This window comes from Catenulispora pinisilvae, from assembly GCF_015356865.1.
Taxonomy (GTDB): domain Bacteria; phylum Actinomycetota; class Actinomycetes; order Streptomycetales; family Catenulisporaceae; genus Catenulispora; species Catenulispora pinisilvae.
Window position 1 is genome coordinate 1 of record NZ_JAAFZA010000221.1, and the last position, 17,291, is coordinate 17,291.

Sequence of the window (17,291 nt, forward strand, 5' to 3'; positions counted from 1 at the left end):
CCGCCGACCCCGCCGTCGGCCGCCGGAGCCGCCGACACCGCGCCCGGCGGCCCGGCCCGACCCGCCGCGCCGCACGAGGAACCCAAGGAGCCCATGAACGACGACCAGAGCTCCGCGGGCCAGGCCTGGCAGTCACCCGGCGACGACGGCTGGAAGGCCGCCGAGGTGGTCAAGAAGCCGGTCGCGGCCGGTCTGACCCCCAAGGGCCTGCCCAAGCGCGTCCCGCGGTCCAACCTGGTGCCCGGCTCGGCGGACGGCACCGGCGCCGCCAAGACCGCGCCCTCGCCGATCCCGGCCCGCTCGGCCGAGGCCGTGCGCTCCCGCCTGGCCAGCTTCCACAATGGGCTGCGCCAGGGCCGCGACGCCGCCGGCACCCCCGGCGAGTCGCAGCCCTCCGATCCCGCCAACCCCATGTCCGACGGCCCGGCCGCCTTCGGTTCTCCTGAGCCAGGAAAGCAGGACTGAGCAACCGTGAACGACCCGAACCTGACCCAAGCCGCCAGGAATCTCAACTGGCTGATCACCAACTTCGTGGACCGCGTCCCGGGGGTCGCGCACACGGTGGTGGTCTCCTCCGACGGCCTGCTTCTGGCGGTATCCGACGGATTCCCCCGCGACCGCGCGGACCAGCTGGCGGCCGTGGCCAGCGGGCTGTCCTCGCTGACCCAGGGCGCCGCCCGCATCTTCGAGGGCGGGGCCGTGACCCAGACCGTCGTGGAGATGGTCCGTGGTTTCCTGTTCGTGATGGCCATCTCGGATGGTTCGGCTCTGGCCGTACTCGCTTCCTCGGATTGCGACATGGGCCTGATCGGCTATGAAATGGCTCTGCTCGTCGAACGCGCCGGCGACGTCCTGACGCCGGCGCTGCGCGCCGAGCTCCAGTCGTCGCTGCCGCGCTGAGAGGACGCCAGGTGACTCCCCTTCCCCAACCTCAGACGAGCGACAGGAGCACGCGGTCGTGAGCAGCGCGCACGATTCCTCGCCCCTCGTCCGCCCATACGCGCTGACCCGGGGCCGCACGCGAGCCCGTTACCAATTGCCCATCGAGGCGTTGGTATCGACGACGGACAACGGACGATCGCGCCTGCCCGGCCGGGAGCCGGAGCACCAGCGGATCTGCGAGCTGTGCGTCGAGCTGAAGTCGGTCGCCGAGGTCGCGGCGCTGATGCGGATGCCACTGGGGGTGGTCAGGGTGCTGTTGGGCGACATGTCGGATGCCGGCCTGGTCACCATCCAGCAGCCCGGCGAGACCGACACCGGTCAGCCCAACCTCGCGCTCCTCGAACGAGTCCTCATCGGGCTCCGCAATCTGTAGAAAGGAGGCCGTGCAGTGAATTACTCCCCTTACGGACAGGCGCCCGAGCCGCAGCCCGCGGTGGGCCCGACCACGTCGGTGAAGATCGTCGTCGCCGGCGGCTTCGGCGTCGGCAAGACCACCTTCGTCGGCGCGGTCTCGGAGATCGCCCCGCTGACCACCGAGGCGGTCATGACCGCCGCCTCCGAGGGTGTCGACGACCTCACCGTCGTGCCCGGCAAGGTCACCACCACGGTGGCCATGGACTTCGGGCGGGTCTCGCTGGACCGCGAGCTGATCCTGTACCTGTTCGGCACGCCGGGCCAGAACCGCTTCTGGTTCATGTGGGACGACCTGTGCCGCGGCGCCATCGGCGCGGTGGTGCTGGTGGACACCCGCCGGCTGGCCGACTGCTTCTCGGCCATCGACTACTTCGAGGACGCCGGGCTGCCCTACATCGTCGGCGTGAACTGCTTCGACGGCATGCTCACCCACGAGGTCGCCGACGTCCGCGAGGCGCTGTCGATCCCGCCGGACGTGCCGGTGGTCACCTGTGACGCCCGCAGCCGGGAGTCCACCAAGCTGACCCTGATCCGCCTGGTGGAGCACGCCATGTCACGCTTCGCAGCGGCGGCGGCATCGTAGGTAGGCGACGATCACGTAACGCCGAGGGCGGCACCGGATACCGGTGCCGCCCTCGCGTTTATGCTCCTTGCATCCACTGATATCCACCAGTGTCCGAATTAGGCAGGTCGAGCATGTCCGGGACGATAACCCTCACCCGCCGCAGCGGGTTCCAGCTGCGGCCGCGGCCGTACAAGGTGTGGATCGACGGGATCTCGGTCGGCCGGCTGGCACAGAACGGGGCGGCCGAGTTCGCCGTGGACCCCGGTGTGCACCTGGTCGAGCTGTCGCTGGACGGGATGTACTCGAAGAAGGTCCAGGTGGAGGTCCCCGAGGGCGCCACCCGGCGGCTGCACTGCGGGGCCAACGGGCCGCTGGCGTTCAGCGCGTTCGGACTGCTGTTGCCAGGCCTGGCGATCAAGCTGACGCTGACGCACTGAGTGCCGACTGACTGAGCACTGGCTGACTGAGCGCTGACGCTCTGAGCACAGCTCCGGGAAACGCTCTTACGCGGCCGCACTCTCCGCGACCGAAAGCTTCCGCAGCGTATGCGGCATCTGCCATCCCCCGGCCAGCCGTGATGTGTGCACCGGCTGCCCGCCGCCGAAGAACTCGCAGAACTTCATGATCAGCGGGTCCCACTCCTCGGGGTCGATGTAGTGGGTTCCGGGGATGACCAGCTTCTCCTCCACGTGCGTCCGCAGTACTTCCACCTCGAACGCGGTCATCCGCTCCTCGCCGAAGGAGTGCGCCTTCACCAGGCGGCCCTCCATCTGGATCGGGCACTCCAGGATGCGCGGCGGTGAGACCAGCTCCGACTCCTGCTCGGTCAGGCCGGCCAGCCCGAACTTGTCGCGCTCGGTGCGGTAGCCCTGCTCCGCCCGGTACGGCGCGACCTCCAGGCGGCCGGTGGTCAGCGCGATGCGGTCGACGTACGAGGCCATGTCGGAGGACGGCAGGTTCAGGACGCACTCACCCTCGCGGGCGATATTGGCCGAGGTCTGTGAAGCGTTCCCCAGCCCCAGCATGGCGTTTCCATTGAGCCACCAGGCCGAGGACATCGGGGCGATGTTGGGGGTGCCGTCCTCGTTGCGGGTCGTGATCAGGACGACGGGGGTACCGAAGTAAAGGACTTTGATGCCGGGAACGGTGTGCATGGATCAATCGTCCGCCGCGCCGACCTGCGGTACTGGCGGGTTCCGGACCTGTCACCGATCAGGCGCCGGGCCCGGTTTCAGCAGTTCCATGAACGCCGTGACCGCCACACTGTCAGCCACACCTTCGGGCGTCGCCACGAACACCGACCGTGGTGCGACCTCCCGCGGATCCAGCGCCACCACGACTACGTCCGGCCGCACCTTCTCGGCCCCCAGCGTCGGGATCAGCGTGATGCCGAGCCCGGCCGCCACGAACCCCTGCTTCGCCGACCATTCCAGGACCACGAAGGGGATTCCCGGGTGGAACTCCCCGCTCTGCACCGAGGCGATGAGCGTGTCCTGCGAACGCGGCTGACCGGCGATCCAGTTCTCGCCCTCCAGATCGGCCAGCGACAGCGTCTCCCGGTCGGCCAGCCGATGGCCGCGGGGCAGCGCCACCGCCAGCGCGTCGTCCATCAGCCGGCGCAGCCGCACCCCCTCGAAGACCGGCTCCGCGCTCGCCGTCCCGATGACCGCCAGGTCCAGGTCCCCTTCGCGGAGGTCTGCGACCAGACGGCGCGTGAGCCCTTCGGCGTGCGTCACGGTGACCGCCGGATGCGCCTGCCGGAACGCGGCGATGGCGCGCGGCATCAGCGTCATGTCGGCGGTCGGGATCGCCCCGAGCCGGAGCCGGCCGCCGCCCAGGGTCCGGACGGCCCGCACATCGGCCACAGCGGCCTGGAGACGGCCGACGACGGCCGTCGCGTGCGGCACCAGGGCCCGGCCCTCCTCGGTCAGCCGTACGCCTCGTGGGAGGCGGTCGAACAACGGCGCGCCGACCGAAGCCTCCAGCGCGGCTATCTGACGCGATATCGCCGACTGCGTATAGCCGAGCGAGCCGGCCGCCGCGGTGAACGATTCGCGCCGCGCGACCTCCAGGAAGACTTCGAGCAGCGCGGTGTCCATGACAAGCCATGCTAGCCGGGCATGGGATGCATGCAGACTATTCGCTACTGGTATCGCTCCGGCCCGCATAGCTTCGCCGCATGACTGCTTTCACGCTCGACAACCCCGCCGGCGTCCCCTCCTCGGCGACCAAGGCCTTCTCCAACATCGCCGTGATCCCGCTCGGCGAGCGCACCCTGCTGATGCTGGCCGGCCAGGTGGCGTGGGACGCCGACCACAAGATCGTCGGCGGTGACGACCTGCGCGCCCAGACCCGCCGGGTGCTGGACCTGATCGGCGAGGTGCTGGCCGCGCACGGGGCCGGCTTGGCGGACGTCGTCAGCCTGCGCACGTTCCTGACCGACATCTCCCGCATCCGCGAGTACGGCGAGGTGCGCGCGGAGTACTTCCCGGGCCTGCCCGCGCCGACCAGCACCACGGTCCAGGTCTCCTCGCTCTTCCTGCCCGACGCCTTGATCGAGGTGGAGGCCACCGCCGTCATCTGATCCCTGATCCGATATCGGCTCCGCCGGTGATCAGGTATCGGATCCGATCCCTGATCCGACACCGGATCCGGCACGATGTCCGATCCGGCGATCTGATACCGGATCGAATCCGTTTTCTCAGGTCAGCGGCCCACAACGGGCCTATCCTGGCAGCGTGCCATCGGTTCGGGTCGGCGACGTCGACGTCTATTACGAGATCCACGGTGAAGGCCCGCCGCTGGTCTTCGTCGGCGGTCTCGGCGTGGACATGACCGTCTTCGCCCCCTTCACCGGGCGCCTGGCCCGCAGCTTCCGCGTCCTCACCTTCGACAACCGCGGAGCGGGCCGCACCGACAAGCCCGACATCCCATACTCGATCCCGATGATGGCCGAGGACACCGTCGGCCTGATGGACGCCCTCGGCCTCCCCCGCGCCCACCTGGTCGGCGTCTCGATGGGCGGCCGCATCGCCCTGGAGATCGCCGCCGCCCACCCCGCCCGCATCGACCGCATGGTGCTGATCGCCACGGCGGCCACCGGAACCGGCCGATTACGGAAGTCGGTCCCAGCCCGCGTCCTCGGACTCGCCAAGCGCCTGCACCTGCTGCCGGGAGTCAGCCCCGAGCGCCGACAACCGCACTACGCGCACCAGCGCCAACTGGCCGCCAGCACGTCCTACGACGGCACCGACCGGCTGCCCGAGATCCAGGCACCGACGCTGATCCTGCACGGCCGCCGCGACCGCAGCATGAAGCCGGCCGCCGCCCTGGCCACCCGGGTCGGCATCCGCGACTCCGAGATCGAATTCTTCCGCGGCGGCCACATGTTCTTCATGCTGACCCAGCGGGACGCGGTCGCCGACCGCGTCGAGGACTTCCTTCAGGACTGGCGCGGCCGGCGCTGGCCGACGAGTCTGGCGCAGATTTAGAGCGACCGAGGATTGGTGGCCGGGCGGGCTGAGCGACATTGGGAAACCAGCGTCGGAGCTCCGAGCCTGGCCGCACCGGTGCCTTGCGGCGCTGCGCTTGCAAGCCCATCGCCCACGACGCTCGTGCCGATTTGCGCGCAGGCGCGGGCCAGGTCGAGGGCATGCGTCCGGCACGCCCAGCCTCGTTCCCGCCGAGTTTTCCGTGCGCTGCGGCGGCTGCGCCGCCTCGCCAGACCGGCCACCAATCCTCGGTCGCTCTTGGAGCGTGCGCGGATCGCGACCCACTGCACCAGCCCTATTGCACCAGCCCCACAGCCGCCCGCAGTCCCTTCACGAACCGAGCGGGCTCATACCGCTCCGGATCGGTCAGCACCAGCCGAGCAGCCATCTCGGCGAGGGTCACCACTGTGTGCGCGATCAACTCCGGATCAAGATCCGCCGGCGCATCGAACGTCCGCGTGATCCACCGCCCCAGCTCCTGCGCGGAAGCCAGCACCAGGCCCCGCGTCTCCTCCCGCGCCGCGTTGAACTGCGCCGGCATATCCGCCATCGGCAACACCACGCAGGACCAACGCTCCGGCGCGGCCCGCACCGCGGCCAGGAACCCGTCCAGGGCCTCTGCAAGGACATCCGCGGGATGCGCGCCAGCCGCCAAACCCTTACGCAGCGCGGGCAACAGCTCCACCAACTGCTCCAGAGCCGCCGCCTGTTCGCGCCGAAGCAGGTCCCCCAATAGCGATTCCCTATTAGGGAACACCCCATAGACCACCGGCTTCGTGACTCCGGTAGCCGCCGCCACCGCCTCCATGGTCACCGCGCCGTGCCCGTCCCGGACCACGATGCGCAGCGCCGCGTCCAGCAGTTCCCGGCGGCGCTGCTCGATCGGCACCCGCGGCGCGTACTCGCGGCGCCGCCGCCCGTTCTCCGTCGCCACACCCGGCCCCTTTACAAAGCTACGTCCGCGTAGCATATTGCTACGCGCCGGTAGTAATTCCCGGCGTCCACTGTAGAGGAGGCACGCAAGATGCCCCACCCCAGCGCCGAAGACGTCCCCGTCTCTCCCGAGCGCGGACCACTGCGCAGCCTCGACAACGGCTTCTTCGGCCCGGACTCGGTGAGCTGGAAGGTCTGGACGTCGCCGACCTCGCTCATCGGCTTCCAGCGGGCCGTGGTGCTCGAGCACTTCGACCCTCCGCTGGCCGCGGCGGTCGCCGACAGCGGCGGCATCTATGAGGATCCGCATGGCCGCCTCGACCAGACCCTCGCCTACTTCCTCACGGTCGCGGTTGGAGACAGCCGCACTGTGGTTCAGGCTGCGGAGTTCCTAATGCGTATCCATGCCAAAGCCAGTGGCGTGGAACCCATTACCGGGAAACGCTATAGCGCCAACAACCCGGACTCCCAGCTATGGATCCACATTACCGGTTGGCACAGTGTTCTGAAGTGCTACGAGCTCTACGGTCCCGGCCGCTTGTCCAAAGCCGATGAGGACCGCTACTGGGCCGAGTGCAGGATCGCCGCCGAGCTCCAGACCTGTGACCCCGCAGAGGTCCCGCGCAATCGCGAGGAAGTGAAGGCGTACTTCGAGAAGGTGCGTCCGCAGTTGTGCTCCTCAGAACGCGCACACCGCGGAATGCACTACCTGCTCTACCCGCCGCTCAAGAAGGTGGGCTTCCGGGTCTGGGCGGCCTCACGCTTCACAGCGATCCTGAGCATCCACTCTCTACCGACCTGGATGCGCCGCACCGGAGGCTTCCACCAATGGCGGCTTATAGACTTCGGCATCCGTGTAGCGCAGCCGTTCATCCGCATAGGAACGCGTATCGCCAAGAAGCCGTGGGTCGGAGTCAACGTGATCGCTCCGGTCGCCCCGGTGACCGGCAAAGTCCTGCGGCAGCACTACAAATCAGCGCCGCCGCAGGACTCGGCGATCGTCAGCCCCGCGCGAGCCCGGGAACTTCACGGCACGATGGGCTCACGCCGCCCCGGTCAGCAGGCCGTGCCGGGTGCCGGCGGCACGGCGTTGACGAGGTAGTCGTCGACATGCGCGTCCAGGCACGCCGATCCGTTGCTGCCATAGGCGGTGTGGCCGTGCGACTCCGAGGTGAGCAGGACTCCGTTCGCCAGGGTGTCGGCCACCCGGACACCCCACTGGTAGGGCGTGACGGGGTCGCCTGTCGACGACACCACCAGGATCGGCGGCGTGCCGGGCGCCCGGACCGCATGCGGGAGATCGGCGGTCGGCCAGGAGCCACAGGGCAGCCCCATGGTCGTGCGCGCGGCACCGAGGTGTGGTGACGCGGCTTCGGCGGCAGCCAGGAGCGACCCGTAGGCGGCCGTTCCGCTCGGCCAGGGCCGATCGACGCAGAACAACGCGGCGTCGTCCTGGAAACTGTCGAGGTAACCGGTCACCGGCCCCGGAGCTCCTTGAGCGCGGCTGTTCAACGCGTCTGCCACGCCCAGGAGCTGCGTACCGTCGCCGGCAGCCGCGGCGGAGAGCGCGGGACCGGTCAGCGCATAGAAAGCACCCGGCGCAATACCGTTGAGCCGCAGTGCCGTCGCCAGCTCATTGGGCCCGACGGTGCGCGTGGTCCCCTGAGCCGGCAGCGGCGAGGTCTTCACTTGCTGCTGGAGCTTGTCGATCAAAGCCATGATGCCGGCCGGGGTGGGAGCGGGGCAGGTGACGCCGGGCGTCGTATTGCAGACATCGGCATAATGCTGCAATTCGCTCTCCTCGGACAGCGCACCTTCGACCGTCATCTGAGTGGCGGTGAGAGAGGGGTCGAAGATGCCATCCACCGCCACGGTCCTGATACGCCCTGGAAACAGCTCGGCATAGACGAGCCCCTGGAACGAACCGTAGGAGTAGCCGAGGTAGTTCATCTTGCTGTCGCCGAGAACCGCCCGCAGGATGTCCATGTCGCGGGCGTTCGCGATCGACCCGATCTGGCCCAGCAGGCCCGGGGCGGAGTTCGCTCGGCAGGCCGCCGTGAAGTTCCGCCCGGCCTTGACCAGCGCGGCGACTCCCGCTCGGGTGGACGGCGCCGGGTCCAGGTGCGTGTAGGCGTCGGTCGCGGCGGTATCCATGCAGGTCAAGGCGGGGTCGCTGCCCTCGATCCCCCGCCGGTCCCAGGAGACGACGTCGAAGTCCGCCTGCACCGAGGCGCCCATCGACGACACGTCCCCCGGCAGGTCCGCCAGGCCCGAATCGCCGGGCCCACCCGGGTCGAGGATCAGGCTCCCGACGCGATGGGCCGGATCGCCGGCGGGCTTCTTGATCACCGGCAGCCGGAAGTCGCCGGCTCCGAGTCGGCTGTAATCACGCGGCACGACGAAGGTCGCGCACTCGAACCCCGGACTCCCCGCGCACGGCTGCCAGTCCAGCCTCTGCCCGTAGTACCCCGCGAGCGGCGCCGCCGTCGCCTGCGCGGGCGCCGCCAGCCCGGCCGCGATCAAAGCGATCGCTCCGAGCACTGCGAATTGTCTCCGCATTCCGCCTCCCGTGTCATGCGGTCGGCGGAACACCGACCGCCGGGAGACAGGACGAGGCGGATTCCCACAGTCGTTGCGATCGTGACCGGATCGAGATGGTCACTTACGGAGCGCGATGTCCGCAGGAGTCTGGCGGCATACCGGAACCGGCAGGCGGGTCAGCCCCGCGACCGGTCCAGTTCGATGGCCTTCCGCAACGCCTTACGCGCTCTGGACCGGTCGCGGGCGTCGTTGTGGGCCAACGACAACCGATACCATCCGCGCCAGTTCTCCGGATCCGCCTCGACCTCGGCCCTGCGCTTCTCGAAGATCTCGTCGGCCGCCTTCAGATCCGGCCGCCCCGACGGCCGGCGCGGGATCTCCTCCGTCGGCCACAACCCCTCGGCCTCCAGCCGGGTACCGAGGCGCGAAGAGGCGTTGCCCATCCGCACCTCGGTGACCACGAACCAGACGCCCACGACCGGCAGCATCAGCACGCCGATCCCGAACAGCACCAGCACCGGCTTGCCGGTCGCCATCAACCACACGCCGCGCTGGACGGCCAGCAGCAGGTAGAAGCACAGGATGACGACCAGGATCAGGGCCGTGGTGCGGTTGCGCATGAGGGGTGCCTAGGTGCCTATCGCGGGGTTCTACAGATCCAGCAGCGCGTCCAGGCCGACGGTCAGGCCGGCCGGGAGCGTCGCGATCTTCTTGCAGGCCAGGACCACACCGGGCATGAACGAGGCGCGGTCCAGCGAGTCGTGCCGGATCGTCAGGGTCTCGCCGACCGTGCCGAGCAGCACTTCCTGGTGCGCGATCAGGCCGCGCAGCCGGACCGAGTGCACCGGGACGCTCTCGACGGTCGCGCCGCGCGCTCCGTCCAGACCAGTCTTCGTAGCGTCCGGCATCGGCGCACTTCCGGCCCTGGCCCGGGCCTCGGCGATCAGCTCCGCGGTGCGGGTCGCGGTGCCCGAGGGCGCGTCGACCTTGTCCGGGTGGTGCAGCTCGACGATCTCCACGCTCTCGAAGTACGGCGCGGCGCTGGCCGCGAACCGCATCATCAGCACGGCGCCGATGGAGAAGTTCGGGGCCACCAGGACCCGGACGTCGGTGCCGGGCAGGAGCGTGCGGACCTGCTCCTGCCGGGCCTCGTCGAAGCCGGAGGTGCCGACCACGACGTCGATGCCGTGCCGGACGCAGAACTCGATGTTCTGCACGGTCACGCCGGGGTGCGTGAAGTCGACCGCGACCTGGGCCCCGGCCTCGACCGCGCGCCGCGGGTCGTCGTCGGCGTCGATCTGCGCGACCAGGTCCAGCCCGGGCGCGTCCAGCACGGCGCGGCAGACGGCCTGCCCCATCCGGCCGGCCGCGCCGAACACCGCGACCTTCACGACACTCTGACCGAGAGCGGCTGTCACCCTAGTGCCCCTTCGAACGATGAAGCGTCCTCGTAGTCCCCGATGACCGCGACCGCCTGGGGCTGCCGCAGGAACTCCTCCGCGACCTCCTTGACGTCCTCGATCGTCACCGATTCCACCCGCTCCAGCAGTTCCTCGATGGTGAGGTGTTCGCCGTAGACGAGTTCGTTCTTCCCTATCCGGGTCATCTGCGAGCCGGTGTCCTCCAGCGAGAGCACCGTGGAGCCGCGCACCTGGCCGATGCCCCGTTGCAGCTCCTCCTCGGTGACGCCGCCGTCGGCGACCTTCAGGACCTCGTCGCGGCAGATCTTCAACACCTCGGTGAAGTTCTCCGGCTGGCAGCCGGCGTAGACGCCGAACATGCCGCAGTCGGCGTGGTGCGTGGAGAAGCTGTAGACCGAGTACGCCAGGCCGCGCTTCTCGCGGACCTCCTGGAACAGCCGCGAGGACATGCCGCCGCCGAGGATCGTGGACAGGATGCCCAGCGGGTAGCGGCGCTGGTCGTTGCGGGCCACACCCGGCACGCCGAGCACCACGTGGGTCTGCTCGGTCGCCTTGCCGACCAGGCGCAGGCCCGAGTGCGAGACCCCGCAGTCGCCGCCGATGCGCGGCACGACCGGCCGGCGGCCGGCGTCCCGGGAGCCGCGGCCCTGGGCGAACGCCTGGTCCACCAGGGCCACCACGACCTCGTGGTCGAGGTTGCCGGCGGCCGAGACCACCAGGTGGTCGTCGGTGTAGTGGGAGTGGTAGTACTCGGCGATCGTGTCCCGGGTCAGGGCGTTGACCGACTCCACCGAGCCCAGGATCGGCCGGCCCAGCGGCGAGTCGCCGAGCAGGGCGTAGGCGAACTCGTCGTGGATCTGGTCGGCGGGCTCGTCCTCGGTCATCGCCATCTCCTCGAGGATGACGTTGCGCTCGGAGGCCACGTCCTCGGGCCGGATCAGCGCCGAGGTGACCAGGTCGCAGACCACGTCGATGGCCAGCGGGAGGTCGGTGTCGAGCACCCGCGCGTAATAGCACGTGTACTCCTTGGCGGTGAAGGCGTTCATCTCGCCGCCGACCGCGTCGATCGCCGCCGAGATCTCCAGCGCCGAACGCTTCGCGGTGCCCTTGAACAGCAGGTGTTCCAGGTAGTGGGTGGCGCCGGACTCCTCGGGGTGCTCATCGCGGGAGCCGATGCCGGTCCAGATGCCGAAGGTCACCGAACGGACGGAGGGCATGGTCTCCGTGACCACGCGCAAACCGCCGGGCAGAACGGTACGGCGCACAGTGCCGTTGCCGTTCTGCCCGGCGATCAGGGTCTCAACCGGGTACAAGGCTGTTACTCGGCCTTCGCCTCAGCAGCCTCGCCCGGCTTCTCCTCAGCGTCCGGGAGCACCGGGATCAGCGACAGCTTTCCGCGGGAGTCGATCTCGGCGATCTCCACCTGCAGCTTGTCGCCGACCTTGATCACGTCCTCGACGTTCTCCACCCGCTTGCCGCCGGCCAGCTTCTTCAGCTGGGAGACGTGCAGCAGGCCGTCGCGGCCGGGCATCAGCGAGACGAACGCACCGAAGGTCGTGGTCTTCACCACGGTGCCCAGGTAACGCTCGCCGACCTCCGGCATCGTCGGGTTCGCGATCTGGTTGATCGTGGTCCGCGCGGCCTCGGCGGCCGAGCCGTTGGCGGCACCGATGTAGATCGTGCCGTCGTCCTCGATCGTGATCTCGGCGCCGGTGTCCTCCTGGATCTGGTTGATCATCTTGCCCTTCGGGCCGATGACCTCGCCGATCTTGTCCACCGGGATCTTCACCGAGATGATGCGCGGGGCGAACTCGCTCATCTCGTCCGGGACGTCGATGGCTTCCATCATGACGTCCAGGATGTGCAGGCGGGCGTCCTTGGCCTGCTTCAGGGCGGCGGCCAGGACCGAGGCCGGGATGCCGTCCAGCTTGGTGTCCAGCTGCAGGGCGGTGACGAAGTCCTTGGTGCCGGCGACCTTGAAGTCCATGTCGCCGAAGGCGTCCTCGGCACCGAGGATGTCGGTCAGCGCGACGTACTCGGTCTTGCCGTCGATCTCCGCCGAGACCAGGCCCATCGCGATACCGGCGACCGGGGCCTTCAGCGGCACACCGGCGTTCAGCAGCGACATGGTCGAGGCGCAGACCGAGCCCATCGAGGTGGAGCCGTTCGAGCTCAGCGCCTCGGACACCTGGCGGATCGCGTAGGGGAAGTCCTCGCGGGCCGGCAGGACCGGGACGAGCGCACGCTCGGCGAGGGCGCCGTGGCCGATCTCCCGGCGCTTGGGCGAGCCCACGCGGCCGGTCTCACCGGTGGAGTACGGCGGGAAGTTGTAGTTGTGCATGTAGCGCTTGCGCGTCTCGGGGTTCAGCGTGTCCAGCTGCTGCTCCATGCGGAGCATGTTCAGCGTGGTGATGCCCAGGATCTGGGTCTCGCCGCGCTCGAACAGCGCCGAACCGTGGACCCGCGGCACGACCTCGACCTCGGCGGACAGCGGACGGATGTCCCGCACGCCACGGCCGTCGATGCGGACCTGGTCGCGGATGATGCGCTCGCGGACCAGCTTCTTGGTCAGCGCGCGGAACGCCCCGCCGATCTCCTTCTCGCGCCCCTCGAACTGCTGCGCGAGCTTCTCCACGACCAGCGCCTTGACGCGGTCCAGCTCCTCCTCGCGCTCCTGCTTGCCGGCGATGGTCAGCGCGTTGGCCAGCTCGGTCTTGGCGGTCGCGGTCACGGCCTCCAGGACGTCGTCCTGGTAGTCCAGGAAGCGCGGGAACTCCGCGGTGGCCTTGGCGGCCGACGAGGCCAGCTCCTGCTGGGCGACGCACAGCGCCTTGATGAAGGGCTTGGCGGCCTCCAGGCCGTCGGCGACGACCTCCTCGGTCGGGGCGGTGGAGCCGCCGGCGACCAGGGCCACGGTCTCGCTGGTGGCCTCGGCCTCGACCATCATGATCGCGACGTCGCCGTCATCGAGCACCCGGCCGGCCACCACCATGTCGAACACGGCGTCGGCGAGCTCGGTGTGGGTCGGGAAGGCGACCCAGCGGTCCTGGATCAGGGCGACGCGCACGCCGCCGATCGGACCGGAGAACGGCAGGCCGGCCAGCTGGGTGGACGCCGACGCGGCGTTGATCGCCACGACGTCGTACAGGTGATCCGGGTTCAGCGCCATGATCGTGGCCACGACCTGCACCTCGTTGCGCAGGCCCTTGGCGAAGGACGGCCGCAGCGGCCGGTCGATAAGCCGGCAGGTGAGGATCGCGTCCTCACTGGGCCGGCCCTCCCGCCGGAAGAACGAGCCGGGAATCCGGCCCACGGCGTACATGCGCTCCTCGACGTCCACCGTCAGCGGGAAGAAGTCGAGCGAATCCTTGGGGGACTTGGAAGCGGTGGTCGCGGAAAGGACCATCGTCTCCTCGTCCAGGTAGGCCACGACCGACCCGGCGGCCTGACGGGCCAGCCGGCCCGTCTCGAAGCGCACGGTGCGCTGACCGAACGGACCATTGTCGATGACGGCCTCGGTGGTGAAAACACCCTCGGACAAGAGGTACTCCTCAGTTCGTATGCGGCGGACTGAAGAGGACGCGGTTGTCGTGGACCCACGCCGCCACGCGGCGGCCCGGTCTTCGATCGAAGCCCACGGGTGCGTAACATCCCGAAGGCCACTACCGAAGATCGGCGCAACCGGCCATTCGACGCGAACCACGTCGCGCAGTGCCTCTTCAGTTCCCTAAAACGTATTGAACTTTTCCGGTACCCACTCTAACCGGAAAAGTCATCAGCTTGGTCCGGCCCAGCACCCAGCGGGTACGCAACAGGAGCGGTCCGTGACGACGAACCGCTCCTACGACACAACAACAAGGACTACCGCCGCAGCCCCAGCTTCTCGATCAGCGCCCGGTACCGCACAATGTCGGTGTTCTGCAGGTAACCCTGCAACCGCCGCCGCTGACCGACCAGCAGCAGCAACCCACGCCGGCTGTGGTGGTCGTGCTTGTGGAACTTCAGGTGCTCGGTGAGCTCATTGATGCGGTACGTGAGCAGCGCGATCTGCACCTCGGGAGAACCGGTGTCAGTGGCACTCGTCCCGTAGTCCTCAACGATCTTCTTCTTAGTAGCTGCGTCCAGAGACACCCGTAACTCCTCGTAAGATTGTGGTCGCTGAGCGTCCCCGGTCGTCTCCACGGGAACCACACAACTCGCGGCCGACTGCCAACCCTACCAGCCCCGCACCCGCCCCACCGCCACACCCCGGGGAGGCCCCACACCCCATGAACAACCCCACCCACAACTTCCACATCAACCTGGACCACCTAACCAACCTCCGCCGAGCCCTAGCCGACCTGGAAACAACCCTCGGCGCAGCCCACGCCCACCACTGGCCCACCATCGACCCCACCCTCCACACAGGCCCAGCGGCGTGGCGCGTAGATAAAGGAGACAGCGCCACATATGTATATGGACTGCTGAACGAAGCCAGCCCCCTCGGCGACACCCACGCAGACCTAGTCCACCGCCTCCAGAACTGGTACCACCGCATCCACGAAATGCTCACCGCCATGACGACCTACGCGGAACGAACCCACGCCGCCTACTCCGCCGCCGACGAAGCCGTCGCAGCCGCCGCAATGCAGGTCGCCAACAGCGCCTGCGCCCGCGAGGAGCGCTGGGGCGACAGCCAGGGCCTCGGCACACAGCTAGGCACGCGCCCAGACACCCGGCCCGGCGGAGAGGCGAAACCGTGAGCGAATCCCAGTTCACATACAGCCGCATGACACTGGACGAGCTACGCAGCCTGGCAGCATCACCGCAGGTCGGAACCATACAGGCAATGCCCCAGTCATTCCGATCACTGGCAGAACGAGTCGGCGACGTCGCAGACCTACTGGCCCACGCCCAGACCGACATGCCGAACTGGTGGAGAGGCCCAGCCGCGGAACAGGCGGCGGCGACATTGGGACGCGCCGCCGCCGAGGCACGGGAGTTCCACGACAGCGCCATGGGCGCCGCAACCGCCGTCGGCCGATGCGCCCAGATCGTCGCCGAGCAGCAACATCAAATGATGAACGTGCCGGAGCTCCCCGAGCCCGGCATCACAGATGTAGTGCGCCGCCCGACGACACCGTTCGAGGCACTTGAAGCCGCACGACAGGACGCCGCCTATCAAGCCGCCCACGAGCAGGCGGTTCAGGTGGTGAACGGCATTGCCGCCCAGTACGTCGAGACCCGTAGCCAACTCTCGAATATTGGCACCTTCCGCGCGGAGAACTTCACCCCCACTCCGACAACCTTACCTCCCATTGCAAATACAGACGAGGGATTTGACGGCGACGCACACTCAACAAGACTTAAAGAAGTAGGAAATATCCAACTAGGCGAATCGCAACAAAGGGCGGGGGCAGCTAGCTTTAGCATCAGAAGGGCTAGCATAAAAGGTCAGCCTCTAGCTTCACCGAGAACGCCTAGGTATACATCCAGCAAGTTCGAGAAGAGCACAACAACTGCCCAAGCTTTAAGCCACACTTCGCAAGAAGCGGAAAATGGGCGCCCAGCCAAAGGCGCGGCAAAGGACTTTCCCGACCAAAGCCTTACGCCAACACCCCTGACCAAAACCGACACCACGACAGGGGACACCACTGGCGGCACACCTTCGATCAGCGAGGACGCAGAGCCAAAAGGGCATAGCCCTAATAACAAGCATGCGGACACGCTTTCACGAGCCACAGCGGAGCAGGAACCCGCCAGCGATGTCATCACAGACCGTTTAGGTTTTGGACATCCTCGCAGGTCGCCCTTCACTGCCGCAAAAACGGCTAACCCGCCCGTGCACAGCGAGCCCCAGCCTACAGATATTTTCGACGCCAGCCATGACAACACCCAGGATAGTACCGCTTCGCAACCTTCTTCGAATGCTCCCGCATATCAGCCTGACTCGTCGAGCAGCGAATATGCCGGAATGACACCTCCCTACAGCGGCGTAGGCCCCGTGCACCGCACACGCGAAGAACGTAGCCCTCGGCCGGCCTATCTCAAAGAGCGAAAGAGCGCATGGCTACCCGACACGGTCGCAGTTCCCGCAGACGGCGTCATTACTCCAGAATGGCTCGAGCATCACTAGCACTAATCCTACCCTTGGCGTCAATGAGCGCTGCCGGCGCGTCGACTGACAGTCAGTGGGCGCTCCGCTACCTCCAAGCAGGTAAGGTATGGAAAATCTCACGCGGCTTGGGCGCAGAAGTAGCAGTAATCGATACCGGCGTACGACCGAATAGTGACCTTACAGTTAATCTTCTGCAGGGCGCAGACTTCTCAGATACAACCGGAGCTAATATTGGCGATGGCCATATCGACCTAGATAATTACGGCCACGGCACTGGCGAGGCTACGCTTATCGCCGGCTCCGGTATAAAGACATTAGGGCTGGCGCCAGACTCAACTATTCTTCCAGTACGTGCTTCCGACGGAACGAGCACCGGGCTCGTATTTGGCATCATTCCAGCCATCGAGTACGCCATCTCACACAGGTCGCGTGTGATTAATCTTGCGCTCACCTTCAGCATGGACGACCCTGGCATCCACCGCGCGGTACAGGATGCGCTTGACCATGACGTCGTTGTGGTCGCAGCTATTGGCTCCGACGGCACGCCACAGCAGTACTACCCAGCCGCCTGGCCTGGCGTGGTTGGCGTAGGAGCGATTGATAGTTCGGGGAATGTGTGGAGCCAGTCCGATACGGGGGCTGACGTGGCGTTGGTCGCACCTGGCGTTCATATTCTGCGGGATGATAATCAGGGGCGGGTGGGGTATTCGGATGGGACTTCGGAGGCTACCGCCTATGTTTCTGCGGCGGCTGCTTTGGTGCGGAGTGCGCATCCGGGGTGGAGTGGTCCGCAGGTGGTTGCCGCTTTGGAGGCTACTGCTGATAAGCCTGCTGCTATGCGGGGGGCTGCTCGGGATGATCGGTATGGGGCGGGGATTTTGGATGTG

Annotated in this window: 18 protein-coding genes and 2 pseudogenes; 11 read left to right on the forward strand and 9 right to left on the reverse strand. The window is 67.7% G+C overall.

Features of this window, described 5'->3' with window-relative positions; all coding sequences use genetic code 11:
* From IZR01_RS38880 to IZR01_RS38900, 5 genes and pseudogenes are all read left to right on the forward strand, one after another.
* A pseudogene (locus IZR01_RS38880) lies at positions 1 to 465 on the forward strand (hypothetical protein); the annotation flags it as partial.
* A gap of 21 nt (positions 466 to 486) precedes the next feature.
* Positions 487 to 900 carry a roadblock/LC7 domain-containing protein gene (locus IZR01_RS38885; protein ID WP_041543529.1) on the forward strand — a complete coding sequence of 138 codons (414 nt, stop codon included), beginning with the start codon at positions 487 to 489 and terminating at the stop codon, positions 898 to 900.
* Between the two features lie 79 nt (positions 901 to 979).
* Positions 980 to 1,315: pseudogene (locus tag IZR01_RS38890) on the forward strand (DUF742 domain-containing protein); the annotation flags it as partial.
* Between the two features lie 15 nt (positions 1,316 to 1,330).
* Positions 1,331 to 1,939, forward strand: coding sequence for a GTP-binding protein (locus tag IZR01_RS38895; RefSeq protein WP_194897899.1), 609 nt, complete (start codon positions 1,331 to 1,333; stop codon positions 1,937 to 1,939).
* 113 nt (positions 1,940 to 2,052) lie between these two features.
* Complete coding sequence (locus IZR01_RS38900) at positions 2,053 to 2,358, forward strand: hypothetical protein (RefSeq protein ID WP_194897898.1); 306 nt, start codon at positions 2,053 to 2,055, stop codon at positions 2,356 to 2,358.
* Positions 2,359 to 2,424: 66 nt separating this feature from the next.
* On the opposite strand, the gene IZR01_RS38905 is transcribed toward IZR01_RS38900, so the two are convergent.
* Positions 2,425 to 3,075: a flavin reductase family protein gene (locus IZR01_RS38905; protein ID WP_194897897.1), complete on the reverse strand. Its 651-nt coding sequence runs from the start codon at positions 3,073 to 3,075 to the stop codon at positions 2,425 to 2,427.
* Positions 3,076 to 3,126: 51 nt separating this feature from the next.
* The gene (locus IZR01_RS38910) at positions 3,127 to 4,020 is read right to left on the reverse strand and encodes a LysR family transcriptional regulator (protein WP_194926779.1); all 894 of its coding nucleotides are present in this window, start codon (positions 4,018 to 4,020) and stop codon (positions 3,127 to 3,129) included.
* Between the two features lie 80 nt (positions 4,021 to 4,100).
* Here IZR01_RS38910 and IZR01_RS38915 point away from each other — a divergent pair, with 80 nt between their 5' ends.
* The gene (locus tag IZR01_RS38915; protein ID WP_194897895.1) at positions 4,101 to 4,505 is read left to right on the forward strand and encodes a RidA family protein; all 405 of its coding nucleotides are present in this window, start codon (positions 4,101 to 4,103) and stop codon (positions 4,503 to 4,505) included.
* Positions 4,506 to 4,659: 154 nt separating this feature from the next.
* Positions 4,660 to 5,412: an alpha/beta fold hydrolase gene (locus IZR01_RS38920; protein WP_194897894.1), complete on the forward strand. Its 753-nt coding sequence runs from the start codon at positions 4,660 to 4,662 to the stop codon at positions 5,410 to 5,412.
* 295 nt (positions 5,413 to 5,707) lie between these two features.
* Here IZR01_RS38920 and IZR01_RS38925 read toward each other — a convergent pair whose 3' ends face one another.
* Positions 5,708 to 6,346 carry a TetR/AcrR family transcriptional regulator gene (locus IZR01_RS38925; RefSeq protein ID WP_194926780.1) on the reverse strand — a complete coding sequence of 213 codons (639 nt, stop codon included), beginning with the start codon at positions 6,344 to 6,346 and terminating at the stop codon, positions 5,708 to 5,710.
* Positions 6,347 to 6,436: 90 nt separating this feature from the next.
* Here IZR01_RS38925 and IZR01_RS38930 point away from each other — a divergent pair, with 90 nt between their 5' ends.
* The gene (locus IZR01_RS38930; RefSeq protein WP_194926781.1) at positions 6,437 to 7,447 is read left to right on the forward strand and encodes an oxygenase MpaB family protein; all 1,011 of its coding nucleotides are present in this window, start codon (positions 6,437 to 6,439) and stop codon (positions 7,445 to 7,447) included.
* Here the strand turns inward: IZR01_RS38930 and IZR01_RS38935 are convergent.
* From IZR01_RS38935 to rpsO, 6 genes are all read right to left on the reverse strand, one after another.
* The gene (locus IZR01_RS38935) at positions 7,402 to 8,904 is read right to left on the reverse strand and encodes an alpha/beta hydrolase (protein ID WP_194926782.1); all 1,503 of its coding nucleotides are present in this window, start codon (positions 8,902 to 8,904) and stop codon (positions 7,402 to 7,404) included. The two genes, IZR01_RS38930 and IZR01_RS38935, sit on opposite strands and share 46 nt — an antisense overlap.
* Before the next feature lie 158 nt (positions 8,905 to 9,062).
* Positions 9,063 to 9,506 (reverse strand): tetratricopeptide repeat protein, encoded by a 444-nt coding sequence (locus IZR01_RS38940; protein WP_194897890.1) that lies wholly within the window; start codon positions 9,504 to 9,506, stop codon positions 9,063 to 9,065.
* Between the two features lie 30 nt (positions 9,507 to 9,536).
* Positions 9,537 to 10,304, reverse strand: coding sequence for a 4-hydroxy-tetrahydrodipicolinate reductase (gene dapB / locus IZR01_RS38945; RefSeq protein WP_194926783.1), 768 nt, complete (start codon positions 10,302 to 10,304; stop codon positions 9,537 to 9,539).
* Positions 10,301 to 11,620: a M16 family metallopeptidase gene (locus IZR01_RS38950; RefSeq protein WP_194897888.1), complete on the reverse strand. Its 1,320-nt coding sequence runs from the start codon at positions 11,618 to 11,620 to the stop codon at positions 10,301 to 10,303. Before IZR01_RS38950 ends, dapB begins: the two co-directional genes overlap by 4 nt.
* Positions 11,621 to 11,625: 5 nt before the next feature.
* Positions 11,626 to 13,848: a polyribonucleotide nucleotidyltransferase gene (locus tag IZR01_RS38955; protein WP_194897887.1), complete on the reverse strand. Its 2,223-nt coding sequence runs from the start codon at positions 13,846 to 13,848 to the stop codon at positions 11,626 to 11,628.
* A gap of 320 nt (positions 13,849 to 14,168) precedes the next feature.
* Positions 14,169 to 14,438, reverse strand: a complete 270-nt coding sequence (gene rpsO / locus IZR01_RS38960; RefSeq protein WP_194897886.1) for a 30S ribosomal protein S15 — start codon at positions 14,436 to 14,438, stop codon at positions 14,169 to 14,171.
* A 137-nt stretch (positions 14,439 to 14,575) separates the two neighbouring features.
* Here rpsO and IZR01_RS38965 point away from each other — a divergent pair, with 137 nt between their 5' ends.
* From IZR01_RS38965 to IZR01_RS38975, 3 genes are all read left to right on the forward strand, one after another.
* Positions 14,576 to 15,049, forward strand: a complete 474-nt coding sequence (locus IZR01_RS38965; protein WP_194926784.1) for a hypothetical protein — start codon at positions 14,576 to 14,578, stop codon at positions 15,047 to 15,049.
* Positions 15,046 to 16,422, forward strand: coding sequence for a hypothetical protein (locus IZR01_RS38970; protein WP_194926785.1), 1,377 nt, complete (start codon positions 15,046 to 15,048; stop codon positions 16,420 to 16,422). Before IZR01_RS38965 ends, IZR01_RS38970 begins: the two co-directional genes overlap by 4 nt.
* 107 nt (positions 16,423 to 16,529) lie before the next feature.
* A partial coding sequence (locus IZR01_RS38975; RefSeq protein ID WP_194926786.1) for a S8 family serine peptidase occupies positions 16,530 to 17,291 on the forward strand: 762 nt, incomplete at its 3' end.